Origin of the sequence: Pseudomonas sp., from assembly GCF_051660785.1 — a bacterium.
GTDB lineage: Bacteria > Pseudomonadota > Gammaproteobacteria > Pseudomonadales > Pseudomonadaceae > Aquipseudomonas.
The window spans coordinates 75,509-100,021 of sequence record NZ_JBOFQE010000059.1 but is presented as its reverse complement, the minus strand read 5'-3'; the positions used below and the strand labels follow the sequence as shown (position 1 = coordinate 100,021).

Annotated in this window: 26 protein-coding genes and 2 pseudogenes; 11 read left to right on the top strand and 17 right to left on the bottom strand. The window is 59.1% G+C overall.

Going from position 1 to position 24,513, the window contains the following annotated elements; translation table 11 throughout:
• Positions 1-13: 13 nt before the first annotated feature.
• From katG to ACRC4F_RS16100, 6 genes are all read right to left on the bottom strand, one after another.
• Positions 14-2,281 carry a catalase/peroxidase HPI gene (katG, locus tag ACRC4F_RS16125; RefSeq protein ID WP_438660232.1) on the bottom strand — a complete coding sequence of 756 codons (2,268 nt, stop codon included), beginning with the start codon at positions 2,279-2,281 and terminating at the stop codon, positions 14-16.
• Between the two features lie 375 nt (positions 2,282-2,656).
• Entirely contained in the window at positions 2,657-4,693 is a 2,037-nt protein-coding gene (locus ACRC4F_RS16120; RefSeq protein WP_438660231.1) for an LTA synthase family protein, read from the bottom strand.
• Between the two features lie 31 nt (positions 4,694-4,724).
• Entirely contained in the window at positions 4,725-5,339 is a 615-nt protein-coding gene (locus tag ACRC4F_RS16115) for a hypothetical protein (protein ID WP_438660230.1), read from the bottom strand.
• Positions 5,336-6,634 (bottom strand): sialidase family protein, encoded by a 1,299-nt coding sequence (locus ACRC4F_RS16110; RefSeq protein WP_438660229.1) that lies wholly within the window; start codon positions 6,632-6,634, stop codon positions 5,336-5,338. The genes ACRC4F_RS16115 and ACRC4F_RS16110 overlap by 4 nt, the downstream gene beginning before the upstream one ends.
• 325 nt (positions 6,635-6,959) lie before the next feature.
• A complete protein-coding gene (locus ACRC4F_RS16105; protein ID WP_438660228.1) occupies positions 6,960-7,532 on the bottom strand; it encodes a hypothetical protein in 573 nt (190 codons plus the stop codon).
• A 135-nt stretch (positions 7,533-7,667) separates the two neighbouring features.
• Positions 7,668-8,561 carry an AraC family transcriptional regulator gene (locus ACRC4F_RS16100; RefSeq protein ID WP_438660227.1) on the bottom strand — a complete coding sequence of 298 codons (894 nt, stop codon included), beginning with the start codon at positions 8,559-8,561 and terminating at the stop codon, positions 7,668-7,670.
• 152 nt (positions 8,562-8,713) lie between these two features.
• On the opposite strand from ACRC4F_RS16100, the gene ACRC4F_RS16095 reads away from it, so the two are divergent.
• The 6 genes from ACRC4F_RS16095 to ACRC4F_RS16070 all read left to right on the top strand — a co-directional run bounded on the left by ACRC4F_RS16095 (position 8,714) and on the right by ACRC4F_RS16070 (position 12,090).
• Positions 8,714-9,436, top strand: coding sequence for a cysteine hydrolase family protein (locus ACRC4F_RS16095; protein ID WP_438660226.1), 723 nt, complete (start codon positions 8,714-8,716; stop codon positions 9,434-9,436).
• A gap of 390 nt (positions 9,437-9,826) precedes the next feature.
• Positions 9,827-10,099: a hypothetical protein gene (locus tag ACRC4F_RS16090; protein WP_438660225.1), complete on the top strand. Its 273-nt coding sequence runs from the start codon at positions 9,827-9,829 to the stop codon at positions 10,097-10,099.
• A gap of 71 nt (positions 10,100-10,170) precedes the next feature.
• Positions 10,171-10,671: a CinA family protein gene (locus ACRC4F_RS16085; protein WP_438660404.1), complete on the top strand. Its 501-nt coding sequence runs from the start codon at positions 10,171-10,173 to the stop codon at positions 10,669-10,671.
• A 3-nt stretch (positions 10,672-10,674) separates the two neighbouring features.
• The gene (locus ACRC4F_RS16080; RefSeq protein WP_438660224.1) at positions 10,675-11,190 is read left to right on the top strand and encodes a hypothetical protein; all 516 of its coding nucleotides are present in this window, start codon (positions 10,675-10,677) and stop codon (positions 11,188-11,190) included.
• Positions 11,191-11,198: 8 nt separating this feature from the next.
• Complete coding sequence (locus tag ACRC4F_RS16075; protein WP_438660223.1) at positions 11,199-11,642, top strand: DUF421 domain-containing protein; 444 nt, start codon at positions 11,199-11,201, stop codon at positions 11,640-11,642.
• A gap of 16 nt (positions 11,643-11,658) precedes the next feature.
• Positions 11,659-12,090 carry a DNA methylase gene (locus tag ACRC4F_RS16070; RefSeq protein ID WP_438660222.1) on the top strand — a complete coding sequence of 144 codons (432 nt, stop codon included), beginning with the start codon at positions 11,659-11,661 and terminating at the stop codon, positions 12,088-12,090.
• Between the two features lie 16 nt (positions 12,091-12,106).
• Here the strand turns inward: ACRC4F_RS16070 and ACRC4F_RS16065 are convergent, their stop codons facing one another.
• Positions 12,107-12,385 (bottom strand): Rho-binding antiterminator, encoded by a 279-nt coding sequence (locus ACRC4F_RS16065; RefSeq protein ID WP_438660221.1) that lies wholly within the window; start codon positions 12,383-12,385, stop codon positions 12,107-12,109.
• Between the two features lie 4 nt (positions 12,386-12,389).
• Complete coding sequence (locus ACRC4F_RS16060; RefSeq protein WP_438660403.1) at positions 12,390-12,650, bottom strand: DUF2024 family protein; 261 nt, start codon at positions 12,648-12,650, stop codon at positions 12,390-12,392.
• Between the two features lie 129 nt (positions 12,651-12,779).
• On the opposite strand from ACRC4F_RS16060, the gene ACRC4F_RS16055 reads away from it, so the two are divergent.
• Both ACRC4F_RS16055 and ACRC4F_RS16050 read left to right on the top strand, forming a co-directional pair.
• Positions 12,780-13,340: a MarR family winged helix-turn-helix transcriptional regulator gene (locus ACRC4F_RS16055; RefSeq protein WP_438660220.1), complete on the top strand. Its 561-nt coding sequence runs from the start codon at positions 12,780-12,782 to the stop codon at positions 13,338-13,340.
• 36 nt (positions 13,341-13,376) lie between these two features.
• Complete coding sequence (locus tag ACRC4F_RS16050) at positions 13,377-13,736, top strand: hypothetical protein (protein WP_438660219.1); 360 nt, start codon at positions 13,377-13,379, stop codon at positions 13,734-13,736.
• On the opposite strand, the gene ACRC4F_RS16045 is transcribed toward ACRC4F_RS16050, so the two are convergent.
• A complete protein-coding gene (locus ACRC4F_RS16045) occupies positions 13,733-13,966 on the bottom strand; it encodes a GFA family protein (RefSeq protein ID WP_438660218.1) in 234 nt (77 codons plus the stop codon). The two genes, ACRC4F_RS16050 and ACRC4F_RS16045, sit on opposite strands and share 4 nt — an antisense overlap.
• Before the next feature lie 89 nt (positions 13,967-14,055).
• On the opposite strand from ACRC4F_RS16045, the pseudogene ACRC4F_RS16040 reads away from it, so the two are divergent.
• Both ACRC4F_RS16040 and ACRC4F_RS16035 read left to right on the top strand, forming a co-directional pair.
• A pseudogene (locus tag ACRC4F_RS16040) lies at positions 14,056-14,811 on the top strand (MCP four helix bundle domain-containing protein); the annotation flags it as partial.
• A complete protein-coding gene (locus ACRC4F_RS16035; RefSeq protein WP_371922082.1) occupies positions 14,806-15,669 on the top strand; it encodes a methyl-accepting chemotaxis protein in 864 nt (287 codons plus the stop codon). The pseudogene ACRC4F_RS16040 and the gene ACRC4F_RS16035, both read left to right, overlap by 6 nt.
• Before the next feature lie 170 nt (positions 15,670-15,839).
• Here the strand turns inward: ACRC4F_RS16035 and ilvD are convergent, their stop codons facing one another.
• The 3 genes and pseudogenes from ilvD to ACRC4F_RS16020 all read right to left on the bottom strand — a co-directional run bounded on the left by ilvD (position 15,840) and on the right by ACRC4F_RS16020 (position 18,631).
• On the bottom strand, positions 15,840-17,522 hold the full coding sequence (gene ilvD, locus ACRC4F_RS16030) for a dihydroxy-acid dehydratase (protein ID WP_438660217.1): 1,683 nt from the start codon (positions 17,520-17,522) through the stop codon (positions 15,840-15,842).
• A 79-nt stretch (positions 17,523-17,601) separates the two neighbouring features.
• Positions 17,602-17,721 (bottom strand): annotated as a pseudogene (locus tag ACRC4F_RS16025) (metal ABC transporter ATP-binding protein); the annotation flags it as partial.
• Positions 17,722-17,731: 10 nt separating this feature from the next.
• Positions 17,732-18,631, bottom strand: a complete 900-nt coding sequence (locus tag ACRC4F_RS16020; protein WP_438660216.1) for a LysR family transcriptional regulator — start codon at positions 18,629-18,631, stop codon at positions 17,732-17,734.
• Positions 18,632-18,759: 128 nt separating this feature from the next.
• Between ACRC4F_RS16020 and ACRC4F_RS16015 the strand changes: the two genes are divergently transcribed.
• Positions 18,760-20,163: an MFS transporter gene (locus ACRC4F_RS16015; RefSeq protein ID WP_438660215.1), complete on the top strand. Its 1,404-nt coding sequence runs from the start codon at positions 18,760-18,762 to the stop codon at positions 20,161-20,163.
• Positions 20,164-20,265: 102 nt separating this feature from the next.
• Here ACRC4F_RS16015 and ACRC4F_RS16010 read toward each other — a convergent pair whose 3' ends face one another.
• The 5 genes from ACRC4F_RS16010 to ACRC4F_RS15990 all read right to left on the bottom strand — a co-directional run bounded on the left by ACRC4F_RS16010 (position 20,266) and on the right by ACRC4F_RS15990 (position 24,446).
• Positions 20,266-20,526, bottom strand: coding sequence for a transmembrane sensor/regulator PpyR (locus ACRC4F_RS16010; RefSeq protein ID WP_438660402.1), 261 nt, complete (start codon positions 20,524-20,526; stop codon positions 20,266-20,268).
• Between the two features lie 177 nt (positions 20,527-20,703).
• Positions 20,704-21,078 carry a response regulator transcription factor gene (locus tag ACRC4F_RS16005; protein ID WP_438660214.1) on the bottom strand — a complete coding sequence of 125 codons (375 nt, stop codon included), beginning with the start codon at positions 21,076-21,078 and terminating at the stop codon, positions 20,704-20,706.
• Positions 21,079-21,180: 102 nt separating this feature from the next.
• A complete protein-coding gene (locus tag ACRC4F_RS16000; protein WP_438660213.1) occupies positions 21,181-21,831 on the bottom strand; it encodes a response regulator transcription factor in 651 nt (216 codons plus the stop codon).
• Between the two features lie 32 nt (positions 21,832-21,863).
• Positions 21,864-23,408 carry a sensor histidine kinase gene (locus ACRC4F_RS15995; RefSeq protein ID WP_438660212.1) on the bottom strand — a complete coding sequence of 515 codons (1,545 nt, stop codon included), beginning with the start codon at positions 23,406-23,408 and terminating at the stop codon, positions 21,864-21,866.
• A gap of 402 nt (positions 23,409-23,810) precedes the next feature.
• On the bottom strand, positions 23,811-24,446 hold the full coding sequence (locus ACRC4F_RS15990; protein WP_438660211.1) for a phage infection protein: 636 nt from the start codon (positions 24,444-24,446) through the stop codon (positions 23,811-23,813).
• Between the last annotated feature and the right edge of the window lie 67 nt (positions 24,447-24,513).

Genomic DNA, 24,513 nt, shown 5'->3' with positions numbered 1-24,513 from the left:
AAGCCTCATGGATTCAATGATTGCTTCCCTTCACGTCGAATCGGTCCAGGTTCATCACCTTGGTCCACGCCGCCACGAAGTCCTTCACAAATTTCTCCTTCGCGTCACTGCTCGCGTAAACCTCAGCCAGCGCCCGCAACTGCGCATGAGAGCCAAAGACCAGGTCAACACGGGTTCCGGTCCACTTCACTTCGCCGGTTTTGCGATCGCGTCCTTCAAACGCTTCGTTAGCCTCCGAGGTCGGTTTCCATTCCACGCCCATGTCCAGCAGGTTCTTGAAGAAGTCATTGGTCAATGCTTCTGGCTGCTGGGTGAACACGCCGTGTTTTGATTGCCCGACATTGGTGTTCAACACGCGCAGGCCGCCCACGAGCGCGGTCATTTCTGGCGCGGTGAGCGTCAGTTGTTGCGCTTTGTCGATCAACAGATGCTCGGCCGACACGCTGTAGCGGGACTTGAGGTAGTTACGGAAGCCATCAGCGATGGGTTCGAGGAAGCCGAAAGACTCGACATCCGTCTGGTCCTGCGAGGCGTCCATCCGCCCCGGCGTGAAAGGCACCGAGACGCTGTGACCGGCATTTTTCGCCGCTTGTTCCACACCGGCGTTACCCGCCAGTACGATCAGGTCTGCCAGCGAGATTTTCTTGCCGCTGTTGTTGAACTCGCTCTGGATGCCCTCAAGTTTCGCCAGCACATTCGCCAGTTGCTCAGGCTGGTTGGCTTGCCAGAATTTCTGCGGCGCCAGACGCAGGCGACCGCCATTGGCGCCGCCTCGTTTGTCGGAGCCGCGGAAGGTGGAAGCCGCTGCCCAAGCGGTTGATACCAGTTGCGAGACCGACAGGCCGGAGGCAAGCACTTTGCTCTTGAGCGATTCGACATCACTGTCGTTAACCAGGGCATGGTCGACCTCTGGAATCGGGTCTTGCCACAGTAATTCCTCACGTGGCATTTCCGGGCCGAGGTAGCGGGAGAGTGGGCCCATGTCACGGTGGATCAGCTTGAACCAGGCACGGGCGAACGCGTCGGCCAACTGATCCGGATTTTCCAGGAAGCGCCGTGAGATCGGTTCGTAGATCGGGTCGAAGCGCAGGGCCAGGTCCGAGGTCAGCATGGTCGGATTGCGCCGTTTCGACGGGTCGTGTGCATCTGGAATGGTGCCGGCGCCCGCGCCGTTTTTGGCAACCCACTGGTTCGCGCCGGCGGGGCTTTTGCTCAGTTCCCACTCAAAGCCGAACAGGTTTTCCAGGTAGTTGTTGCTCCACCGGGTGGGCGTGGTGGTCCAGGTCACTTCCAGGCCGCTGGTGATAGTGTCCGGGCCTTTGCCGGTGCCGAAGCTGTTCTTCCAGCCAAAGCCTTGTTGTTCGAGGCCGGCGGCTTCGGGTTCGGCACCGACATTGTCGGCAGGTCCGGCACCGTGGGTTTTGCCGAAGGCGTGGCCGCCGGCGATCAGCGCCACGGTTTCTTCGTCATTCATCGCCATGCGCCCGAACGTTTCGCGGATGTCCTTGGCCGAAGCGACGGGGTCCGGGTTGCCTTCAGGGCCTTCGGGGTTCACATAGATCAGGCCCATTTGCACGGCGGCCAGCGGGTTTTCCAGGTTACGTCCCTGCTCGGTGCGGCTCTCCTCGTTTTCTCCCGGTTCAGCAACAAGAGGGCCTTCGCCGGGCTCTTGCATGGGTTCGTTTTCTTTGCCGTAGCGGGTGTCACCGCCCAGCCATTTGTTTTCCGAACCCCAATACACGTCTTCATCCGGTTCCCAGACGTCCGCACGACCGCCGGAAAAACCAAAGGTCTTGAAGCCCATGGACTCCAGCGCGACGTTGCCGGTGAGGACGATCAGGTCTGCCCAGGAAATTTTGCGACCGTATTTTTGCTTGATTGGCCAAAGCAGCCGGCGCGCCTTGTCGAGGCTGACGTTATCCGGCCAGCTGTTGAGCGGCGCAAAACGCTGCTGACCGGAACCGGCGCCGCCACGACCGTCGCCCGTGCGGTACGTGCCTGCGGCGTGCCAGGCCATTCGAATGAAGAGCGGCCCATAGTGACCGAAGTCCGCCGGCCACCAGTCCTGGGAATCGGTCATCAGCGCCGTCAGGTCGCGCTTGACCGCTTCAAAGTCCAGGGTCTTGAATTCTTCGGCGTAGTTGAAGCCCTCGTCCGTGGGGTCTGACAGGGACGAGTGCTGGTGCAGGATCTTCAGATTCAGTTGGTTCGGCCACCAATCGCGGTTCGTCGTGCCACCGCCTGCGGCGTGATTGAACGGGCATTTCGATTCATTTGCCATGTGCGAGCTACCTTTGGTCGTGTTCATCCGGCTATCGGCCCGGGGTGGGCGTTAGATAGCAACGAGCGAAACCAATGACATAGGCTGCAGGGCCAACAGTTGGATCAACTGATTGTCTTGTCTGGACCACACGGGAATCTGCACAGCGGCGGTGGCCCACGGGTGGCCTAGTCAAGCTTCGGACTCATTCCTGTCTCCCTATCAGCACTAAACCGGCCAGCTTGTTCCGCCAGCGCAGGATAAAGGTTAGACCCCAGTTTGGAAGTCAGCTAATAGGTGGAGTATTGCGGGGTAATAGGCAGAGTCTTTTACGGCTGTCGCGGGGAGGACCCGCGTCTATCTGAAGCATAGACGCGGGTTTGCAGGCCTGAACGGTTACTTTTGCACGTTCTGGTACAGCATCAGCCTGGAGGTTTCATGCATGGCGCGGGTCAGCTCCGACAGGCGCTTGAACTCATCAGGGTTTTTCTCGGCGACGTTGTCCAGTGGGGTCATCGAGGCCAGGTCGTGGAGGGTCGGCGAGCTGCCATCGTGCTCCATTTGCACCATGTAGTGTTGCGTAACGCCGGCAATCAGCGGGAACGTACCTTCGCGCAATACCAGCGGCACCACGCGTTCACCCTCGGGGGCGGGCTGCTGAATATCACGGCCCATGCCGCTGTTGCGAAACTCAAGGCCGGCCATCCCCGCCACGGTAGGCAGCAAGTCCACCAGGCCAACCGCTTCCTTGACCTTGCGCGTCCCGATCAGGCCCGGCGCGTGGATGATCATCGGCACCGCGTTGCTTTCCAGGCCCAGTTGCTCATAGGCCGGTGCCAGGAACGGGATTTGCGCGATACGGGTGTTGTGGTCACCGAACATCACAAAAATGGTGTTTTCGTACCAGCCGCCGGCCTTGGCGATTTCCACCAAGCGTCCGAGGTTGAAATCCAGCAAACGCACCGCGTTGTACTGCTCGACACTGCGCGACCCGGCGGCCTGCACTTCGGCCAGGGTAGGGTGCTTGACCTCGAAGCCGTCATTGCTCTTGGGGATTGTGAACGGACGGTGATTGCCAGCCGTCTGCACATAGGCAAAGAACGGTTTGTCCTGAGGAAGTGCTTGCAGGATCCGGTCGGTTTCCTTGAACAAGTCCAGATCGGAAATGCCCCAGACATCCACCACCGGCGATTTCCAGTCCCGCTCTTCGAACAAGCGCACACCGTCGATGCTCTGCCGGATCAGGGCATTCATGTTGGCCCAACCGGAGTTGCCGCCGATGGTGTAGATCTTCTCGTAACCGGTGAAGGCGTTGATCAGCGTGTTTTGCTTGGTGATCAGCGGATTGCGCGTCGCGGTTTCCTGACGCGTGACGTCAGGCACGCCGCTGATGCTGGCCCAGACGGTTTTCGCGGTGCCTGTCACGGGCACGTAGAAGTGCTCGAAGAACCAGCTCTGCGTGGCCAGGCGATCGAGATTGGGCGTCGGATTGATCGGGTTGCCGTAGGCGCCCACGGCACTGGTGCCCAGCGATTCGAGCATGATGAACATCACGTTCGGCGGACGCGAGCCCGGAATCTTGTAGGGTTGCGGCGCTTGGTGCCGGACAAAATCAAGGGTCTGCGGATCGGGTTTTTCAACCCCCAGGTAATTGGCCATGACCGCGTAATGTTCACGCACTTGCGCTTCGTCGTAACGCGACTGGCCGACCTTGACCGTGTCGTAGAGGAACAGCACCGGGTTCAGGCCCAGCGCAGCCATCTGGTTATTACCCGAAAAGAACGCATCGCTCCAGCGCAACGGGACGGGGTTTTCAAGGTTCATGTTTTCGACACGACCTAAAATGCCCAGCAGCACCACCACGACCATCAACGCGCCACCCCACGTCGCGGAGAGCGGGTGAATGACTTTGCGAGGGCGGTCCAGCGTGACGCGCTCCAGACGCACCAGGGCCAGAGTCACGAACGCGACCGTTGCCAGCCAACCCAGCGAGATCCAGATCACCGGGTAAGTCTGCCAGACCATGTCGCGGGAAATTTGCGCATCTTCGATGAAGCGCAGGACGGTGGCGTTGATCCTCACGCCCAGGTAAGCGTAATGACCGAAGTCGATGATGTAGATCAGCAGCATTACACTCAGGACGGAGACCAGATAGACGCGTGCGATCCGGCGCAGCAGGCGGCTGCCGATCAGGTTCCAGCGTGGGATCCAGGCCAGCAACGCCAGCGGCAACATCGTCAGGATGGCCAGGCGCAGATCGAAACGAAAGCCGATGTTCAGGGTTTCCCAGACGCCGTTTGTTTCGATCAGGGCCTTGGGTTCGAAGCCGGAAAAACCGAAGAAGAACACCACCCTCAGCAGTGCAAACAGCACAAACGCAATCGCTGTAGCGCCTAGCCAGTAATGTAAACGTCTCGAGTGCAGCCAGCCCATCCCTGTTCCCCTGTTTAAAAGTCGTTGTATCTCAAGCGGATTTGAATTCGTCGCCCATCGCACCACGCCGCTTGCTTGAGCGACGATACGTCCAGCGTACGGCAAGCATCAGCAGCGCGCCGCAGCAATACAGACCCAGCAACGGATCGATCAGGTAATCCCAATAGTTTTGCGAAGGTTTGATCCCGGCGATAAACGCCAGCGTCGCGCTCGCCAGCATCAAGACGGCCAGGCCATTGCGCAGGTAAAACAGGCCCAATGTCAGCACTGCGAAGAAAATCAACATGGGACGCGGGCTGTAGCCGAGTCGATAGGGGTCCAGATCGCTCATGCCCAGGGTGGCCGGGTACAGCACCACGGCCATCGCGGCAAAGAGCATCAACACGCCGGTCTTGCCCCGCGCCGGCGGCAGCATGTCCAGGCGCCGCAAACAGCCCCACGTCATGAACACCAGGGTGGTGATCGCAAGGTCATCAATATAGCTGCGCAAATACGCGGCCAGAGACAACCCTTCAAGCGATATGAAGCTGACGGCCAGCAACGCTGCCAGCAGCGCGATCCGCCAGGTCCTGGACAAGCCGAACGACGGCAGCAACAGGAAGAGGATCATTGCGAAGCTGACATGGGCTTGCCACAGGCTGATCATTTGAGACGCTCGTTGAGCCACGCATCGTTAAAAGTAACGTGCTTGATGAAGGTATTGTTCCAGGAATAAACCAAGTGATACATGCCGTCGGGGCTGCGGATGAAGTACGGGTATTCGTATTCGAATTCGCACCCTTGGTTTTTACAGACGCGGTTGTCGAGGTTATCCAGAAACTCCGCTTCCAGTGGCTGGCGAAGTGCGCCGCTGGATCCGCGAAACTCTCTGCCGATGATCTCCTTGTAGGCCTCGGGAGAAAACGGAGCGCCTTGTGGATCAGGCGATTTGTCCAGATCCCGCAACGAGCGCCAATCGTCCATCTTGGCATCGGTCCCATACAGGCTCAGCTTGAAGCGCCCCTCCTGCAAGTCGTTGAGCGCCACCAGCAACCCGTGTTCGGGTGTCGCGACGGCCGCCAGCGAGGAATTCGGGTTCGAGGGATCGAGCGGGTAGGGCTCGCTCCAGGTTTGCCCGGCATCTTCGGTGCGGGTCGCCAGTACACGGTGGTGGGTGTTGCCGGCATAACGCAGCAAGGCGATGCCGCGCTGTCCGTCCAGCGGAACCACCGTAGGTTGCAAGGAATTCATGCCGTGGCTGATGCGGAATTTGTCGATCACTTCGCCGTCTGCACTCAGGTAGAGGTATTCGGCAAACTTGCCCAGAAACTCGTGATAGACCGGCAGGCCGATGGAGCCGTCGGCGTGAAACACCGGGGCCGACCGGACCAGCGTACTGATGTTCAGAAAAGGTGAGGTGATCAACTGGCGCGGAGCGGACCAATGTTCACCGAAGTCGTCTGACACCATCACATTGACCGCGCTGCCGGCCCAGCCACCCATGGACACCGACACGTAGAACAACCACACGCGATTATCCGGGGCGAGGGCCACCACGGGATTGCCCAGCTTGCGAATGTATTTTCGAGTGCCCTGTTGCGTCGATTCCCGGGTCGCCAAAACGTGCTCGGCGCCCCATTCGCCGGTTTTCGAGTCGAACCGGGCGGAGCGCACCTGCACATCGGCCGCGCCTTCGCGGGAGCCGGCGAACCAGACCGTCATCAAGCTGCCGTCGGGCATGGCGGTGACGGCCGAGGAATGCACGAAATCCACCAGCCCGGAGGAGGCGAAACGGCTGGTATAGATGGGCTTGGCCACTTGGTCAGCCACCGCCATGACCGGGCTGATCAGGGCAAAGGAAGAATGTGTGTTGGCAGGATTGATGACCCACGCGGTCGCAAAAAGGCAGGACAGTGCGAGGTAGGCAAGGAGAGCAGGAATAGTGGGAAGTTTGATGCGCATGACTACTGTTGGCATCTCATGGCCCGATAAGGCGCTCAACGTAACACTCCGTAGTACACGATCGTGTTTTATGATTGACTAAATTGTAAGCAAGTATTTGTAACTTCCTGCGATGGCGACACGCCAAGGTTAACCGAGTGGCTGAGACGACCGGGCTAGAGGGATTTTGCTGGGCTGCCGAGATTTTTCGCCGTCGGTCGCAAAGGCCGGCACAAACACCAAAGCTTCCCGATCAGATCCCTGCAAAAGGGACGCAAAAGCGCGACGCGAAAAGGGGACGTATCTATTTACACCCGTAGATTCGTCCCCTGTTTACCGCTGAAGCTCAGGGCTGTCGGTACGTTTGTATGGTGAAGGCTTTTCCTGCCGGGTCTTTGCTTTCCAGCGTTATCTCATCGTCCTTGATCAACAGGATTTTGGCTTCGTCGGAAGCGCCGGACGCTAAGCCGTCGCTGAAGCTTGGCATGGATGCCCCAGCGAACTTGGCCACCAGCGAGGGTGGAATGGTTGTGCCGTTGATGACGTAAGACTTGGGAGTCGACTTCATATCCGCCAACGTAAACGAAAGCAGGCTGGAGTCGGCAGTCCAACTGCCAGCTCCGTTGACGCTGTACTCGAACTGGTAGGGTTGGGATTCAACGGTCCCGTTCAGAATGACAACGCCATTGACGTTGTACCGGCCGCTACGGAAGTACTCGGTCATCCCTTTGAATTTGAACGTGCCGTTGGTGTACGGATAGGTGTAATCAGTCGCCCAGCGACCGATGAAGCGCGGGTTGTTGGGATTGGCATCGTGAACAGTCGCGTAAATCGTTGCCATGCCACTTAGAACGGTAACCAGCGCCGCCAGGGCCAACCAGGCTTGAGTGGACACTTTACGTATAGCGGTGAAACTCATTGTGATGGATTCCATTCGATTGATTGGTCGTGAGCGGACGTCTTCCATGAGAGGTGTAGAGACCGCACCCCGGTCTATCGGCAGCAGGGATGGAATATAAACTCAAGGCAGATCGACGACGCAAAAAAGGCAAGATCACGCCGATTCAAACCCCGGATCATCCGCCCGGGTTCGCTGCACATGTGCCGTCACCACGGGAACATCCCCACCGGCATCGCGCTTCTGCCATTCAGCCGGTGGGCAGCCGATCATGTTGAGGAACGTTCTGGAGAAAGAAGCTTGCGAGCTGTACCCGACCGACGCGGCAATCACTTTGATCTGAACCCCGTCGCGCAGCAGGTCCTGGGCCACCTTCATCCGCCAGGCCGTCACGTAACCCATCGGCGATGTCTCCATGATCTGGGTGAAATACGCAGAGAATTTCGAGCGAGACATGTTCGCCAGGCTTGCCAGCTTCTCCACAGTCCACAGCGCTTCGGGTTCCTGATGGATGCGCGAGAAAACCGTCCCGAGGCGCCCGTCCTGAAGGGCGTAAAGCAGGCCGCTGGAAATCCTTTGCTCGACGACAGAGCGGCGCACCAACACCACGAAAATGTATTCGAGCAGCAGGTTGAGCGCCTTGATTCTGCCGGGAGCCTGATCCTGGAATTCGCCGAGCAATGAGCCGATCACGGGGGTGAGGTTTTGCAGTTCCCTGAAGGTGAAAACCAGTGTTTCCTTGAGGCCGAGCGGGAAGGGCTGCAGGGCGTTGCGCCCTAACTGGAACGAGGCGCAAATCAGCTCAGCGCCCTGTGCCGTACTTGAGCGCAATTGGTAACGGCAACTGCTCGGACAAAACAAAACGCTGGGCTCGGTGATCGAAATCTTCGGCAGGCCGGGTTGCACCATGTCGATACCGCCCTGGCTGATGACATGAATGAACGCCATGCCGGGAGGCTTGTCGAGGACCAGCATGCCATCGACCCGGCCAGAGAAGAACAGCCTGCCCTGAAGGTTGGTGCGTTCGAAGAATTCGGACAGGATATCCATGATAGAGACGACCGGGTAAAGACTCTGCACGTCCTGGCAAAAGCGGCGCAAGGCAGGGCAATAGGATGAAGTTCTCGCCGATGGTAGACAACGCCCCACCCGGGCGCCATGGCGCAGATCGATTTTCCTGTTACCGACCGGAGTCCACTGTCATGAGCCACGATTCAAATCGCATCGCACCCCAGTATGCAGACCCGGCAGAGCCTGCGCTGCCCGATCCCGGCATGAAGCTTGATCTCTCGCGGGCTGCGCTGGTGGTCATCGATCCGCAAATCGACTTCCTCAGCCCTGAAGGCGTGAGCTGGGGCGTATTTGGCAAAAGCATCGTCGAGCACGATACCGTCAAGCACATCGGCCAGTTGTTTGCTGCCGCCAAGGGCGCGGGCATCACGGTTGCCGTTTCGCCGCACTATTACTATCCGTGCGACCACGACTGGCATTTCGGCGGACCGCTCGAAAAGGTCATGCACAGCATCTGCATGTTTGATCGCAAGGGGCCGCTGACCCTCGAAGGTTTCGAGAACTCCGGCGCCGACTTCATGCCCGAGTACAAGCCCTACATCCTCGACGGCAAAACCATCATCGCTTCACCGCACAAGGTTTACGGCCCGGAAACCAACGACCTGGCGTTGCAGCTGCGCAAGCACGGTGTGTCGCAAATCATTCTGGCTGGCATGGCAGCGAACCTCTGCGTCGAGTCGCACCTGCGTGAACTGCTGGAGCTTGGCTTTGAAGTGGCCGTGGTCCGAGACGCCACTGCCGGCCCGACAACCCCCGAAGGCGATGGCTACCTTGCTGCGCTGATCAACTATCGCTACATCGCCAATGCCTTGTGGAGCACTGCGCAAACGGTTGAGTTGCTTAACGCGAAGTAGGGCATAGCAATCGCTGCGCCTCACCATTCGGGGCGCAGTCTTGCCACCACAAGCCCCGGGGATTGTAATCGTCCCCCCCTGTAGCAGCTGTCGAGCACCGCGAGGCAGCGTTCGGCGGCGCAGCCGTCGCAAACCCTGCGACCATATTTTTTCAGGAAAACCGTAGACGCAGCCTCGCGCTGCTCGACAGCTGCTACAAAATCCCCGAATCCCCGAATCCCCGAATCCCCGAATCCCCGAATCCCCGAATCCCCGAATCTAGAATCCCATGGCGCCCATGCCCGGTTACGTCGTAGGCGCTGTGACGAAAAACCTGCCTTTGGTCGGTGTGTCTGAACCGGATTCACAATGGGTTGATCCATTCTGAAAGAACTTTCGGGAAGCGCTGCCATGCATTCGTTTGCCAATCTGCTGACTCTGGCGCAAGAGCAAAAACTGCGTGCACTCAATACCTGGCATCTTGCGCTGGATGACTTGAGGCTGCGCATGGAGTGTCCCGACGCCTGGCACGAGGAACTGATTCGTCAGTCGGACGAGATGGATCGCCTGGGAATAGTGAGTTGGGAGGAATGGCGCGACCTCAGGCTTGAGGCGGACCAGGCATACCTGCGCGCCATCGCGGGTGAGGATTATCACCGGGCGCTGAAAAAGGAGAGCGGTTGATGGGCTTCGCCGGCGCACAGTTCAGGCTGAAGTTCGATGGGGTGTTAAACGCGGCCAACGGGTTAACTGCGATGTCGATCGTTGAAACAGTCGTCGATTATCTGCGTCAACACGCTTTGCGACTGACCACCGCAGAATCCTGTACGGCGGGCAGCATCATCACGCTGCTGGCGCAAATTCCCGGCAGCGGTGAACTGATTGAAAGCGGGTACGTTGTGTACTCACCTGAAGCCAAGCAACGTTTGCTCGGTGTCAGTGCAGACACCATCCAGACCTTTAATCTCACCAGCTGCGAAGTAGCCCGGGAAATGGCCGTCGGCGCGCTGCGCGACAGTCCCGCCAGCGTAGCGGTTTCCACAACGGGTCTGTTGGGGCCGGAGGATGTCGATGGCATTCCGGCAGGCACGGTTTGTTTCGCCTGGGCTTTTATGGCGGGACAGCAAATGGCGGTGTTCAGCCGCAAGCAGCGATTTTCCGGCAGTCGGGATTCCGTACTCCGGCAGGCGTCCTTGTATGCCTTGCAAGAACTGCCGGCGCTTCATCAGGCCATGCTCAACGGCGAGCGAGGCTAGGAGATGAATGACCGGCAAGAGGACGATTTCCGCTCGCGCAATTTCCCGGTCAACGAGGACATGGCGTTCCAGCGCAAAGTCTGGCGCTTCGAACGGGTAGGCTGGTACGCCTTGGTGCTGATTGTTCTGCTGACCTTGGCGGGTTTGTTTTCCAAGGGGCCACTCAGTAGTCGTGCCCTGGTTTCTCCCGACCAGAAGCTGATGATTGAACATGAGCTGTTTCATCGCAGCGGGTCCACCAGTTCAATGGTCATTCATGTCCAGGCGAACCCCCATCAAACGGTCGAACTGCAGATTACCGGCGATTTTCTACAAGGGTTCAGCATCGACACGCTGCAGCCCGACCCGTTGCGCTCCAGTACCGCAGACCAAGGCATCAAATGGTGGTTGCAGGCCGACGCCGCTGGCAAAAGCACGCTCTACCTGACGGTGCGCAGTGACGGTTTGGGGCTGTACGAAAGCCAGGTCGTCACCCCCGGTGCCAAGGCGCTGAAGGTGACTCAGTTCATCTATCCCTAGGTGATGCCATGGACTCAGTTCTGCGGGCCGTTGCGATTTATCTGGTCTTGATGGTGCTTTTCAAAATCGCCGGCCGACGTTCGCTGGCGGAGCTTACCACCTTCGATCTCGTGCTGCTGATGGTCATTGGCGAAGCGACGCAACAAGCGCTGCTGGGTGACGATTTTTCGCTGACCAATGCCGTGTTGGTGATTGTCACGCTGATCGCGATCGACGTCGGTTTCTCGTTAGTCAAACAGCGCTCCAGCTGGTTTTCCCGGCTGGTCGATGGCGGTCCGACGGTGATCGTTGAAAACGGCCATCTGCTGCGTAAACGCATGCACCATGCGCGTCTGGTGGAAGAGGACATCCTGGAGGCGGCCCGTTCGAGCCAGGGCGTGCTCAGTATCGATCAAATCAAATTTGCCATCATTGAACGCAACGGGAAGATTTCGGTGATCCCGTTTGAGTGAGCCGGGGTTCAACAGCATGAACAAAACCATCAGCGCCGCCGATCTGGGTATCGATTTCAAGCACGAGGGCGAAAGTGCCCTGTTCAAATGGTTCATCGCCAGCTTCCTGATGGGCAAGCGGATTCAGGCGGAAATCGCCGCACAGGCGTACCGCGTCATTGTTGAAAAACATGCGAGGGATTCCGCGCTCAAGCTTGGGCACTGTACGCATCGGCAACTGGTGAGCATGTTGGGCGAAGCCCGTTACGTGCGGTATGACGAGACCACGGCCCGGCGATTGCTCAAGCTGAGCGCCAAACTGCACGACGAATACGCCGGGAAGATCGGCAACATTCAACGCGCCAGTGAAAACCGCCAGGCGTTTGAAAAACGCTTGGCGGCGTTCGAAGGGGTCGGGCCCAAGACCATCGAAATTTTCATGCGTGATGCGGGGGCCGTGCTGTATTGAAACACCCATCTGATGCTCAAAAACTGCAAACGGCGCCCTGAAACTCCACCCGTCCAAATTGTGCGTCGACGTCCAGCGGCGTGACGGCCAGCAGTTGATCCAGACGGATTTCCCGCGGGCCGTCAGTCGTTTCAAGGCAGAGAAACTCTTCCTTGTCGCTGGAAGTTCGCGTCGTCAGCGCCTTGGCGACCAGGCGTGCGCCGTCGTTCAGCTCGATATCCAGTCGATAACCGTGCAGGCAGGCGATCTCCAGATAATCGTGCAGATCGCAGTTCAAAGGCTGATACGCGTTCATCTCGTTACTCCTGGCAACCTTGCAGTTTGATGATGAAGTGACCTTGCTTGCTGATGGCCTCAGCGACCACCGGGTTCGTCGGTTCGACGTGGCAGAATTGGCAAACGTTCTGGGTAATATCTTCGTCCTGAACGCCCTGTTCATCAAGGAAGCGGCGGGCGTAGGACTTCGCCAGGTCAGGGTCGTTGCTGTCGATCAACACATCGAAATGCAAGTAGCGGCCATCTTTGGTGCGCACGTGGGTATCGAACACTTTTACGCTCATCATTTGCTCTCCTTCAGTTCCAGGCAGTGGTTGTTTCGAATCGATACCAAGCCTACGACAAGGACGCTTTTTGTCAATATGGTTTTTATCCGATACTATTTATCACCCCTATTGATCTGGAATTTCCACGTGTTGTTCGATCTGCTGGAAAGACTGTCGAGCCTGACGCGCGTCTGGTTTCGCGAGCACCCGAAATTGACGGATCTGCAGCCGATCCAATTGAGTGCGCTGATGTATCTGGGCCGCTGCAATCGTTACTCCAACACACCGTTGGCGGTGACCGAGTATCTGGGGCTGACCAAGGGCACGGTGTCGCAATCGCTCAAGGCGCTGGAATCCAACGGACTGCTGATCAAAACCCCGGACGCCAAAGACAAACGCAGCGTGCACCTGGAATTGACCGCGCCGGCCAGAGCCCTGCTGGACGCCGTGATGCCACCGGATTTTCTGGTCGCTGCCGCCCAGCGCATGGGCGCTCGTTCAGAGGACCTGGAACAGCTGCTGCTGGAACTGTTGAGGAATATCCAGCAAGGGGAAAATGTACCGAGCTTCGGGCTTTGCCGAAGCTGCCGCTTCCATCAGACAAAGGCAGGCAGCGCTTTTTGTGGACTGACCCAGGAACCCCTGGAGTCCGGCGAAATCGATTTGATTTGCAGGGAGCATCAAGTGTCCGAAGGCGTGCACGATTGATAGCGGTCTAGAATTGCGACAACACAAGGATTCCCCATGGTATTAAGCAAACGCGATCAGGCACACATCGAGCGTCGCCTGATTGCCACCCTGACCGACGCATGCGAAACGGCCAAAGCACAAATCGTCGGATTTGAATGGCTGACCCACGAAGTCGATTACGACCAATTTCCTTCCAGCCTGAGGATTGTCTGGGTTTTCGATACCCGGGCCAACAAGGATCAGGCACTGGCCAGCGGGCAGGGCGAGCGCATGGTCGAACTGACGGCCATCGCGTTAAGCGAAGCAGATGTGCCCCTCAGCCCGGTCTCGGCCCACGTGCTGTTTGATTCTGAAGAGCAATGCCAGCGTGCCAATGGCGGAAATTGGCAGAAGCGCCTGGCGCGCAAGCGCTAGTCCTTTACTGCATCCACTTCGTACCAACAGGCTTTCGATTCAATAAAAGAGTGTTTGTGCTTCAACGCCAGAAAAGGCGTATCCAGCGTACCGATCGCTATCGAAACCCACTCCGAAAACGCCCCCTTCGAATCAGACCAGAACAGCGAAGAGCCGCAGTTGCAGCAGAACTGGCGCGTGACGCCTTTGGACGATTCGTAACCCTTGAGTGCACCTACCGCATGTCGCAAAACACCGAAAGTCCGGCGTCAGGCTTCAAAGAGTGGCCGGCGCAGCCGATAACGTGTTCATAAAAGCGACGTACCAAGAGGGTTACCCCATGTCTATAAAATTAAGATTACTGCTGCTGATTGGTACGAGCTTGCTCACCGCATTGATCGTGAGCCTGGTCAGTTACGTGGGAAACACCCGGATGGCGGAAGCGGTGAAGGACAACGAGGTCAGCATGACCGCGCTGCGCAATCATCTCGAAGCCGACATGATGCATGACGCACTGCGCGCCGATGTGCTGTCTGCGATGGTGGTCGGGCTGGGCAAAAGCACCAGCAGCAAGGCCGAGGTGCGCAGTTCCATCGAGGAACATGCGGCGCATTTTCGTGAAGTGCTGGGCGAAAACCTCAAGTTGCCGGTCAACGACACCATCAAGACCGGCCTGAACAAGGTCAAGCCAAGCCTCGATACCTACATCAGTGCGGCCGAGCGCATTGTCGGTCTGGCGCTGGAAAATCCGGACTCCGCGCAAAAGGAACTGGGCACGTTTAATACCGCATTCAGCCAACTGGAAGACCAGATGGCGGCCCTCAGCGAAGTGATCGAAACCAACACCCAACAGACCAGCAAGGGCACTGAGCAAGCCATCAGCAGCGCCAACTTCACGCTGGGTATCGTGCTGATCGCCAGCCTGCTTTTGCTGGTCATTCAGGGGCGCTGGGTGATTTCGAGCATCATGGGTCCGCTGCAGACCGCCAGCCGTATTGCTCAAAGCATCGCCCATGGCAACCTGAGCGAACCTATCGTCGAACCGACCCACAAGGACGAAGCCAGCGCCTTGATCCGCAGCCTGGCCACCATGCAGCGGGACTTGCGCGGCATGATCGAGGTGGTTCGCAGCAATGCCCATGGCGTGAGTGGCATGAGTGTGCAGTTGAGCAGCGGCTGCCATCAGGTCGCCGACAGCAGCCAGCAGCAAAGCGTCGCGGCCAGCACCATGGCCGCTGCCGCCAGTGAAATGACCGCGAGCATCGAGGAAATCACCCGCCACGCCGAACGCGCACTGAACATGGCCAATCAGGCCGAGGCACTGGCCAAGGATGGCGGTCGCGTGATCCATCAGGTGGTCAACGACATGGACGGCATCGCGCGTTCGGCGCAGCAGTCAGCGCAGGTGATCCGCACGCTGGACAAGGAGTCGGAGGGGATTTTCAGCATCATCCAGGTGATCAAGGGCATCGCCGATCAAACCAACCTGCTGGCCCTCAACGCTGCGATCGAAGCCGCGCGTGCCGGCGAGCAAGGCCGAGGTTTTGCCGTGGTGGCCGACGAAGTCCGCAGTCTCGCTGGACGTACCAGCGCCTCCACCCAGGAAATCGCCAGCATGGTCTCGCGCATCCAGCAAAGCACCCGCGAGGCGGTGACCAGCATGGAGGCGGGCGTTGCTCAGGTCGACAAGGGCATGGCCGTGACCGCCGACGTCGAGCGCGCCATCCGCGAAATTCTCCAGGCCACGCTCAATACCACCGAACTGGTGAACGACATCACCCGTACGATCGGCGAACAGAGCCTGGCCAGTAATGAAATCGCCCATCAGGTGGACATGATTGCCGGTATGTCGGAAGGCAACAGCAAGGTGATTGGGCAGACTGCTTCGACGACTGATGAGCTGTCGACTTTGGCGGGTAAGCTGTCGCAGTCGGTGGATCGGTTTCGGCTTTGAGGATGGCGTTCCGATCATTTGATTTTTGGTGATTGTCAGGGCCTCATCGCGAGCAGGCTCGCTCCCACATTGGATCTTCACTGAACAAAGAATTTGTGTTCACCGCAGATCCAGGTGGGAGTGAGCCTGCTCGCGATTGCGTCAGGTCAGACAACACAGAACCCCGTTCCCTAAAGATATTTATCCGTAACCGCCCCCTCTGAAGCACTGGACACAGTCTTGGCATACTTGGCCAGCACTCCGCGTTTGTATTTGGTTTCCGGGCGCACCCAGCGAGTCTTGCGATCGGCCAGTTCGGCGTCGGAAATATCCACCGTAATCTGCCGGGTTTCAGCGTCGATGGTGATCTTGTCGCCATCTTCAATCAGCGCAATCGGCCCGCCTTCAAAGGCTTCCGGCGTGATGTGCCCGACCACAAAACCATGGGAACCGCCGGAGAAGCGGCCGTCGGTGATCAGCGCGACTTCCTTGCCCAGCCCTTTGCCCATGACCGCCGAAGTCGGCGAGAGCATTTCGCGCATGCCGGGCCCACCCTTGGGCCCCTCATAGCGAATCACAATGACGTCGCCGGCTTTGACTTCGCCATTGAGAATCCCGGCCAGCGCACCTTCTTCACCGTGGTACACACGTGCCGTGCCTTCAAAGCGCAAGCCTTCCTTGCCGGTGATCTTGGCCACCGCGCCCGTGGGCGAAAGGTTGCCGCGCAGGACCACCAGATGGGAGTCCTTTTTCACTGGCTGGTCGAACGGCAGAATCACGTCCTGACCTTCGGGATAGTCGGGCACGTTCTCCAGGTTTTCCGCCAGGGTCTTGCCTGTCACCGTCATCGCATCGCCATGCAGCATGCCGGCAGCGAGCATGCGTTTCATCAGCGGCTGGATGCCTCCGATGGACACCAGCTCGCTCATCATGTATTTGCCGCTGGGACGCAGGTCGGCCACCACCGGGGACACCTTGCCCAGCTCGACGAAATCATCCAGCGTCAGCTCGACGTCCACCGCATGCGCCATGGCCAACAAATGCAGCACAGCGTTGGTCGAGCCGGCGAGGGCGATCACCACGCGGATGGCGTTCTCGAAGGCCTTGCGGGTCATGATGTCGCGGGGTTTGAGGTCCAGCTTGAGCAACTCCATGACCTGCTGACCGGCGCGGAAGCTGTCTGACGCTTTATCGCTGCCGACGGCATCCTGGGAACTGGAACCGGGCAGGCTCATGCCCAATGCCTCGATAGCCGAGGCCATGGTGTTGGCCGTGTACATGCCGCCGCATGAGCCGGGGCCGGGAATCGCCACTTCTTCGATCTGCTTGACCTGAATCTCGTTGATATCGCCGCGAGCATTCTGGCCCACGGCCTCGAACACGGAAATGATGTCAGTGTGGCCGGCGCCCGGGCGGATGGTGCCGCCATAGACGAAGATCGACGGGCGATTCAGCCGCGCCATGCCAATCAGGCACCCCGGCATGTTCTTGTCACAACCGCCCACGGTCACCAGACCGTCAAAGCCTTCGCAACCGACCACCACCTCGATGGAGTCGGCGATCACCTCCCGCGATACCAGCGAATACTTCATGCCTTCGGTGCCGTTGGCGATGCCGTCGGAAATAGTGATGGTGTTGAAAATGACGCCCTTGGCACCGGCGGCATTCGCGCCTTTTTCCGCTTCAATGGCGAGCTTGTCGATGTGCATGTTGCACGGCGTGACCATCGCCCATGTAGAGGCGATGCCGATCTGCGGTTTTTTGAAGTCTTCGTCCGTGAAGCCCACGGCTCGCAGCATGGAGCGGCCGGGCGCACGCTCGACGCCGTCGACCACTTGAGAGGAGTACTTACGCAGATTGTCTTTGTCGCTCATGACTGTTCCCTCATATCCAGATCACTGGCCCGACCGGTGTGGCCCGAAGCAACGGATTGAGTCTAGTCCCGGTTCGCCGACTTGGCCGCAGAACCTGTGGGAGCGGGCTTGCTCGCGAATGCGGTGTGTCATTAAAGATTATTGTCGGCTGACACGACGCCTTCGCGAGCAAGCTCGCTCCCACAGGGTGCGAAAGCATCCGATAAGCGCTAATCCAGGGGCGCCGCGCACACTTCCCGAATACATCCACGCAACCACTGGTGCGCGGCGTCGGCGTCCATTCGCGGGTGCCACAGCAGTGAAATGGTGATCACTGGCGTGGCGACCGGAAGGGGAAAGCTGTGCAGGCCGGCGCGCAGATTGTGGGTGTGTCGTTCGGGCACCGTAGCGATCAGGTCCGAAGCCCGGGCCAGCGCCAGCGCCGCAGAGAAACCGCCGACGATGGTGACAATCTCCCGCGCCAGTCCCAGCGGTTTCAGGGCGTCATCCATCGGGCCTTTGTCCCGTCCGCGCCGCGAGACCAGGACATGCCTGCCGGCCGCATACCGGGCATGCGTGATCTTGCCCTTGCTCAGCGGATGACCCGGGCGTACCACACCAATAAAGCGATCCTGGTACAGCGCGCGGGTGCGCACTTCCGGGCTGGTGGTGTCGGCAACAACGCCGGTTTCCAGATCGACCGTGCCGTCACGTAGCAGCGTGCTGTCCTGGTTCAGTTTCTGCAGAAAATGCAGGCGTACGCCGGGTGCTTCTTCGTTGAGGCGAGCAATCAGTGCCGGTCCGAAGTTCTCTACAAAACCGTCGCTAGTGCGCAGGGTGAAGGTTCGCACCAGTTGTTTGAGGTTTAGCTGCTCGGCGGGTCGCAGCACCGCTTCGGCGTGCTGCACCAGTTGGCTGACCTGCTCGCGCAGTTCCAGGGCCCTGGGTGTCGGTACCAGGCCGCGTCCTGCGCGGACCAGCAGCGGATCGCCAGTGGTTTCACGCAACCGTGCCAGCGCCCGGCTCATCGCCGACGGGCTCAGCCGCAAGCGTTGGGCGGCACGCGCAACACTGCCTTCAGCGAGCAGCGCATCGAGGGTAATCAGCAAATTCAGGTCGGGAGTCGTCATGCGTCAACGTTAGCACGGCTGAGTGATGACATGGCGTCGCGTGCAGGTATCAAGTGCAAGTGGTGCGTCTTACGCCATGTCCCGCGCGGGCATACGCTGAAGGTCAACTTTCCCTGAGTGGCCAGACCATGAAACTCATCACGCATTCCGGATCGGTCCGATGGGCACTAGCCAGCCTCTCGCTGTCGATGTTGATGCCTTCACTCGACACCAGCATCGCCCATGCAGGCTTGCCGACCTTGGCAAAGGCACTCGATGCTTCCTTCCAGGAAGTGCAGTGGATCGTCCTGGCGTATCTGCTGGCGATCACGACGTTGATTGTCAGCGTTGGACGCTTGGGCGACATCGTCGGCCGTCGGCGCTTGATGCTGGCCGGTATCGCCATTTTCACACTCGCTTCACTGGCCTGTGGCCTGGCGCCGTCGCTGTGGTGGCTGGTCGCCGCCCGGGCGGTGCAAGGCGTCGGCGCGGCGATCATGTTGGCGCTTACCGTGGCGTTTGTCGGGGAAACGGTGCCCAAGGCGCAGACCGGCAGCGCCATGGGATTGCTCGGCACGATGTCAGCGATCGGCACCACGCTGGGGCCATCGCTCGGTGGCGTGTTGATGTCCGGTTTCGGCTGGCAGGCGATTTTTCTGGTTAACCTGCCGTTGGGTGTTTTGAACGGTGTACTCGCGTATCTCTACTTGCCTGCAGACCGCCAGATGCCGAAGGCCCAGCGCGGTGGTTTCGACTGTTCAGGCACGCTGGTGCTGGCGCTGACACTCGGCGCGTATGCGCTGGCAATGACGTTGGGTGGCGGTGTCTGGAGTTCGCTCAACCTCGCGTTATTGCTGATCGCAGTTGCCGGTACCGGCGTTTTCCTGTTCATCGAAGCGACGGTTGCATCGCCCCTGATCAAACTGGCGCTGTTGCGTGATCCGGGATTGAGGGCGAGCCTGGCCATGAGCATGCTGGTCTCGACGGTGATGATGTCGACGTTGGTCGTCGGGCCGTTCTACCTCTCGGGCGCGCTCGGACTGAATGCAGCGCTGGTCGGGCTCACGTTGTCAGTCGGCCCGTTGGTTGCCGCGTTGACTGGCGTGCCCGCCGGCCGCCTGGTGGACCGTTTTGGCGCACGACGCATGACCCGTTCCGGGCTTGTTGCGATGGCGCTCGGGGCCTGTGTTCTGTCCTTGATGCCGACGGGTTTTGGCGTCCTTGGCTACCTCGGGCCCATCGCTGTGATCACGGCCAGTTATGCGCTGTTTCAGGCGGCCAACAACACGTTGATCATGCTGGGCGTCAGTACGGATCAGCGCGGCGTTGTCTCCGGCCTGCTCAGCCTGTCACGCAATCTCGGGCTCATGACCGGTGCCTCGGTCATGGGCGCAGTGTTTGCGCTGGCTTCATCGACGACCGATGTCACCGCCGCAGCCCCGGACGCAGTCGCCCGTGGCATGGCCATCACCTTTGCGGTCGCGGCGGGGCTGATTGGCCTGGCACTCGCCATCGCGTTGCCAGCCTTGAAACGTGAACGCGCGGTGGCGTAAATCCGATGAAAAAAAAAGCCCGCCAAAAAAACGGGTTGGCGGGCGTTTGGGAATCGCCGGTTCAGCAAGGAGGGAGCTGGCCGGGTCGTAAAAAAAAGCGGATCAGGCAGCGGCGCCGTTCAACGGCGACTTCAGATTGAGGCGCAGGCGGTTATGGGCCAGCAGGCGCATGACATACCCGAGCTTGATCGCTGTCGGGCCCAGAATCGTCATGGCATGGGCACCCACCAGGGCCGGCAGTGTCAGGTAGGCGTCGCAGCCGTATGCCAGGATGATGCCGACCAGCAGCATGATCAGCCCGCCGATCAACAACACATGAGACAACTTCAACACTCGATACGGATTCTCAAAAAAGCCATACATGTCGATCACCGCAATCCTCCTGAAGACGCAGAAGATGTTATCGACGGGGGGAGGGCAGGACACTTCTACCTGAGGTCAGCGTAAACACGCCTGAGTATGAGCAAGGCATACCCATGTATTAAGAGGGCGAAACATTAGAGCGCGCAGACCTCGTGATCTGACCGCAGGAGGGCGCTATCAGGCGTGGCGAACGAGAATGCCTTCGATGCAGGCAATCAGTTCGCCGCAGGGGAATGGCTTTGGAAAAAACGCGATGGGTTTCAGGGTCGTTGCGCTGGCCTGAGGGAGTGAATCGAGGTAGCCGCTGATGAAGATGACGGGAAGGTGAATGCCCCGGGCGGAGAGTTCTTCATACAGTTGAATGCCCGACAGGCCGGGCATTTGTACATCGGAGATCAGGCAGGAGGTGGTCTGCGGGCCATTGCTTGAGAGGAACTCTTCGGCAGTGGCGTATACCCGGACGGTGTATCCGTTGGAACGCAATAAACTGTCCAGTGCGTTACGGACCGATTCGTCATCGTCGACCACGGAAATAATAAATGGTTGGGACATTTAAGTACCTGGGTGATATCGGGTAGCCCATAAAGAGTGCCCGCCATCACTGCACGATACGCAATCCCGAAGCGCGGCACAGTATACCTGCGTATAGCCACGTCACTGAGGACGGTCAATTCCCAGCGCTTGCGCCATTCGAACAAGGTCGGCAAAAGAGCGTGCGAACATTTTTCGCATGGCCTGGCCGCGGTGGATCTTGACCGTGATCTGGCTCAAGCCGATTTCCCCGGCGATCTGCTTGTTCATCAACCCCGATACGGCCAGTGCCATCACTGTTTGCTCCCTGGGCGTCAACGTTGCATAGCGGTTGCGCAACTCGTCGTTGCCACGCTCCGACTCGCGCCGCGCCTTGTCGCGTGCATGGGCAGCGGACACCGCATCGATCAAGTCCTGTTCGCGAAATGGTTTCTCGAGGAAATCCACCGCGCCGGCCTTCATCGCACGGACCGTCATGGCGATGTCGCCGTGCCCGGTCATGAATACGATCGGCAGGTTGATGTTGGCCGCCACCAGCTCCTGCTGGAAATCCAGTCCGCTGCTGCCTTGCAGTCGTACATCCAGCACCAGGCAGCTGGGAATGTCCGGTCGGTTGTATTTCATGAAGTCGGCGACAGAGCCGAACAATTCGACCTGCAGGCCGATGGAGCGCAGCAGGCTGCCGACCGCCTCACGCAGCGGCGCATCATCATCGACGATGAAGACCAGAGGCTCACTGTTGCTGACTTTGTTCATGGGGTGATGCTTGTTCATGGAGCTTCCCTGTGAGCAGTTGTCCTGGTAAATCAGGCGGTTTCGAGGGTGACGAGCAGCGGCAGCGCGACCTTGAACGACGTGCCGTGGCCAATGGCGCTGGTGGCCCAGATTCTCCCGCCGTGAAAATCAATGATCGAGCGGCAGATGGAGAGGCCCATGCCCATGCCGTTTTCCTTGGTCGTGAAAAAGGGGGTAAACAGGGATGGCAGGACATGCGCCGCGATGCCGGAGCCCAGGTCAGCCACTTCCACCACAGCCTCGTTGTCCTTGACCCACGTGCGCACATGCAGAATCCGCTCACACACCTCGACCTCGGCCAAGGCATGGCAGGCGTTGATGATCAGGTTAATGATCACTTGCTGCAGCTGCACCCGATCCGCATGGATGCGTCCCGAGCGCGCCACCAGATCGACTTTCGGACTGATTTTGTGGTGAGCCAACTCTTGTTGAACCAGGCTCAGCGTCTCGCTGACGATGTCGTTCAGCGACTCGCTCTGGCGCTGCGGACCGCACTTGCGTGACAGCGTCCGGATCCGGCTGATGACATCGCTGGCGCGGCACGAACTGGCGATGATGCGATCCAGTGATGCCATCGCTTCGTTCAGATCCGGGACGGGGCGGTCGAGCCAGCGACGACAGGCTTCGCTGCTGCTGGTGATGGCCGTCAGCGGCTGGTTCACCTCATGGGCAATGGACGCCGCCAGTTCGCCCAGCGACGTGACGCGGCTCACATGTGCCAGTTGCGCCTGGGCGCAGAAGAGGGCCTCTTCGGCTTGCTTGCTGGCGGTGATATCCATCAGCGCCCCGACGTATCTGGAGCGTTCGTGCTGGGTGAACAAGGGACTCGCGATCATATGGACATGCTTGATACGTCCGTCCGGCATCAGCAAGCGGTGTTTGACCTCGATCAGCGCTTCATGGCGTGTCGCCCTGGCAAAGACCTCATGCACCAGCGCAAGGTCAGCCGGGTGAGTACGGGCCAGGACCATCGAGAAGGTCGGGGCTTGGGTCAGCGAGTACTCGAAAATCCTCGCCGATTCATCTGACCAGGAGATTGCTTCGCTGCCGGCCCGAAAGCCGATGCTGCCGGTCTGGCTCAGACGTTGGGCGCCGATCAGGTACACCTCGTTATGGCGCAGTCGGTCGGCAGCATATTTGCTGCGCAGCGCCAAGAAGGTAATCGCCGACAGTGCGGTCAGGCAGCGGAAGAACCCTGTTGTCGACTCCCACCGTTGATAGCCGCCGTTGTAAAGAAACGTCGCGGTCAGCAGCAGCATGCAGACCAGCGCGATTGAAATCACGACGTTGATTGAAAACAGGTTGGCCGCCATCAGCAGCAGCGTGATGTACAGAATCGTCGGAGCGAGGTCGGTGTGCGTCTCGGAATTGATTATCACGATGCCGCAGGCCACCACCAGTCCGATCAGCCATCCCAATGCGTTGATCAACGGGTTTGAACTGATGCAAATCGATGCGTTTACGCTTTGTTCGCAGGGTGTGCGTAGTCCCTTGCCATTGGCGCTGTTGAAAAATGCAAAGACTTTGCGCTCATTGGCAGACCTGTTGTTTTTCATCTCGGTCGTGCATTCCTGGTGTCGGGGGGCGGAGCAGGGGGCCTATCCTAGAAGCAATCGTTTGCCCTTCAATAGGACATAAACCCCTGAATTTCCGCCAAAATCGTCCTGAGCGTTGGCGAACAAAAAAAGCCCCTCGTGGAGGTGATGCTGTTCACTTAAGAAAACCTTCAGACGAGCAAGCACCTGTGGCGAGGGGATTTATCCCCGTTCGGCTGCGAAGCAGTCGTAGAGCAGGCAACTTAGTCTGTCTGAACGGACGCTGGGGGCCGCTTCGCGACCCAACGGGGATAAATCCCCTCGCCACAAAGGTGGGTACCTGCGCTTAAGTGAACCGCATGACCCTCATGAAGGAGCTTTCTGTTGGTGAACCCGTCAGCCGAGCACTGAATCAATGCTCGATCAGCGGCAGGCGTAGCAGAACTCGGCATTAATGTCCGATCCGGAATCGTAGCCTCCGTCCGCCACATGGTTCTGTATCAAACGATCGGAGCCGCCTTCCGCGACACGCGTACCGCGCATCCGGCTGTTGGCGCCGAACGCGACGCGATTCTGCTTGAGATGATCGGAACCGTCCGATGCCAGTCGTCGTTCGATCAGACGATCCGAACCACCTTCGGCGACGCGATTCTGCTTGAGGTGATCGGAACCGTCCGACGCCAGTCGTCGTTCGATCAGACGATCCGAACCACCCTCGGCGACGCGATTCTGCTTGAGGTGATCGGAACCATCCGACGCCAGTTGCCGTTCCTTCAGTCGATCAGCGCCACCTTCGGCCACACGATTCTGCTTGAGGTGGTCGGAACCGTCCGATGCCAATTGCCGTTCTTTCAGGCGATCGGCGCCACCTTCGGCTACGTATGGTTTGGCTGGTTTATCCGCGGCGTGTTGGACCAAGGGCGCAGCCGCATCCCGATCTCCGCCTGTGCGGCTTCCACTGGCGGCACCCTCACGAGGCTCGGCTGCGTGAGTTGTCGCCGTTAACAAGCCTGTTGTGGCGAGGAGGGCAATGCCCAATACAACGCTTGGAGTTTTCATCCTGTTGTCCTTATTTGATCAGGGGATGTTCAAACGCCAAGGGGCTTTGCATGAATGCAGCTGTCCG

Excerpts from the sequence above, each read along its gene's own strand:
- ACRC4F_RS16065 (WP_438660221.1), bottom strand. The coding sequence starts at position 12,385 with ATGAACGCGTATCAGCCTTTGAACTGCGATCTGCACGATTATCTGGAG.
- ACRC4F_RS16050 (WP_438660219.1), top strand. The coding sequence starts at position 13,377 with ATGGTATTAAGCAAACGCGATCAGGCACACATCGAGCGTCGCCTGATT.
- ACRC4F_RS16080 (WP_438660224.1), top strand. The coding sequence starts at position 10,675 with ATGAATGACCGGCAAGAGGACGATTTCCGCTCGCGCAATTTCCCGGTC.
- ACRC4F_RS16090 (WP_438660225.1), top strand. The coding sequence starts at position 9,827 with ATGCATTCGTTTGCCAATCTGCTGACTCTGGCGCAAGAGCAAAAACTG.
- ACRC4F_RS15990 (WP_438660211.1), bottom strand. The coding sequence starts at position 24,446 with ATGAAAACTCCAAGCGTTGTATTGGGCATTGCCCTCCTCGCCACAACA.
- ACRC4F_RS16010 (WP_438660402.1), bottom strand. The coding sequence starts at position 20,526 with ATGTATGGCTTTTTTGAGAATCCGTATCGAGTGTTGAAGTTGTCTCAT.
- ACRC4F_RS16015 (WP_438660215.1), top strand. The coding sequence starts at position 18,760 with ATGAAACTCATCACGCATTCCGGATCGGTCCGATGGGCACTAGCCAGC.
- ACRC4F_RS16095 (WP_438660226.1), top strand. The coding sequence starts at position 8,714 with ATGAGCCACGATTCAAATCGCATCGCACCCCAGTATGCAGACCCGGCA.
- ACRC4F_RS16005 (WP_438660214.1), bottom strand. The coding sequence starts at position 21,078 with ATGTCCCAACCATTTATTATTTCCGTGGTCGACGATGACGAATCGGTC.
- ACRC4F_RS16120 (WP_438660231.1), bottom strand. The coding sequence starts at position 4,693 with ATGGGCTGGCTGCACTCGAGACGTTTACATTACTGGCTAGGCGCTACA.
- ACRC4F_RS16000 (WP_438660213.1), bottom strand. The coding sequence starts at position 21,831 with ATGAACAAGCATCACCCCATGAACAAAGTCAGCAACAGTGAGCCTCTG.
- ACRC4F_RS16115 (WP_438660230.1), bottom strand. The coding sequence starts at position 5,339 with ATGATCAGCCTGTGGCAAGCCCATGTCAGCTTCGCAATGATCCTCTTC.
- ACRC4F_RS16085 (WP_438660404.1), top strand. The coding sequence starts at position 10,171 with ATGTCGATCGTTGAAACAGTCGTCGATTATCTGCGTCAACACGCTTTG.
- ACRC4F_RS16100 (WP_438660227.1), bottom strand. The coding sequence starts at position 8,561 with ATGGATATCCTGTCCGAATTCTTCGAACGCACCAACCTTCAGGGCAGG.
- ilvD (WP_438660217.1), bottom strand. The coding sequence starts at position 17,522 with ATGAGCGACAAAGACAATCTGCGTAAGTACTCCTCTCAAGTGGTCGAC.
- katG (WP_438660232.1), bottom strand. The coding sequence starts at position 2,281 with ATGGCAAATGAATCGAAATGCCCGTTCAATCACGCCGCAGGCGGTGGC.
- ACRC4F_RS15995 (WP_438660212.1), bottom strand. The coding sequence starts at position 23,408 with ATGAAAAACAACAGGTCTGCCAATGAGCGCAAAGTCTTTGCATTTTTC.
- ACRC4F_RS16035 (WP_371922082.1), top strand. The coding sequence starts at position 14,806 with ATGCAGCGGGACTTGCGCGGCATGATCGAGGTGGTTCGCAGCAATGCC.
- ACRC4F_RS16060 (WP_438660403.1), bottom strand. The coding sequence starts at position 12,650 with ATGAGCGTAAAAGTGTTCGATACCCACGTGCGCACCAAAGATGGCCGC.
- ACRC4F_RS16075 (WP_438660223.1), top strand. The coding sequence starts at position 11,199 with ATGGACTCAGTTCTGCGGGCCGTTGCGATTTATCTGGTCTTGATGGTG.
- ACRC4F_RS16020 (WP_438660216.1), bottom strand. The coding sequence starts at position 18,631 with ATGACGACTCCCGACCTGAATTTGCTGATTACCCTCGATGCGCTGCTC.
- ACRC4F_RS16105 (WP_438660228.1), bottom strand. The coding sequence starts at position 7,532 with ATGAGTTTCACCGCTATACGTAAAGTGTCCACTCAAGCCTGGTTGGCC.
- ACRC4F_RS16110 (WP_438660229.1), bottom strand. The coding sequence starts at position 6,634 with ATGCGCATCAAACTTCCCACTATTCCTGCTCTCCTTGCCTACCTCGCA.
- ACRC4F_RS16070 (WP_438660222.1), top strand. The coding sequence starts at position 11,659 with ATGAACAAAACCATCAGCGCCGCCGATCTGGGTATCGATTTCAAGCAC.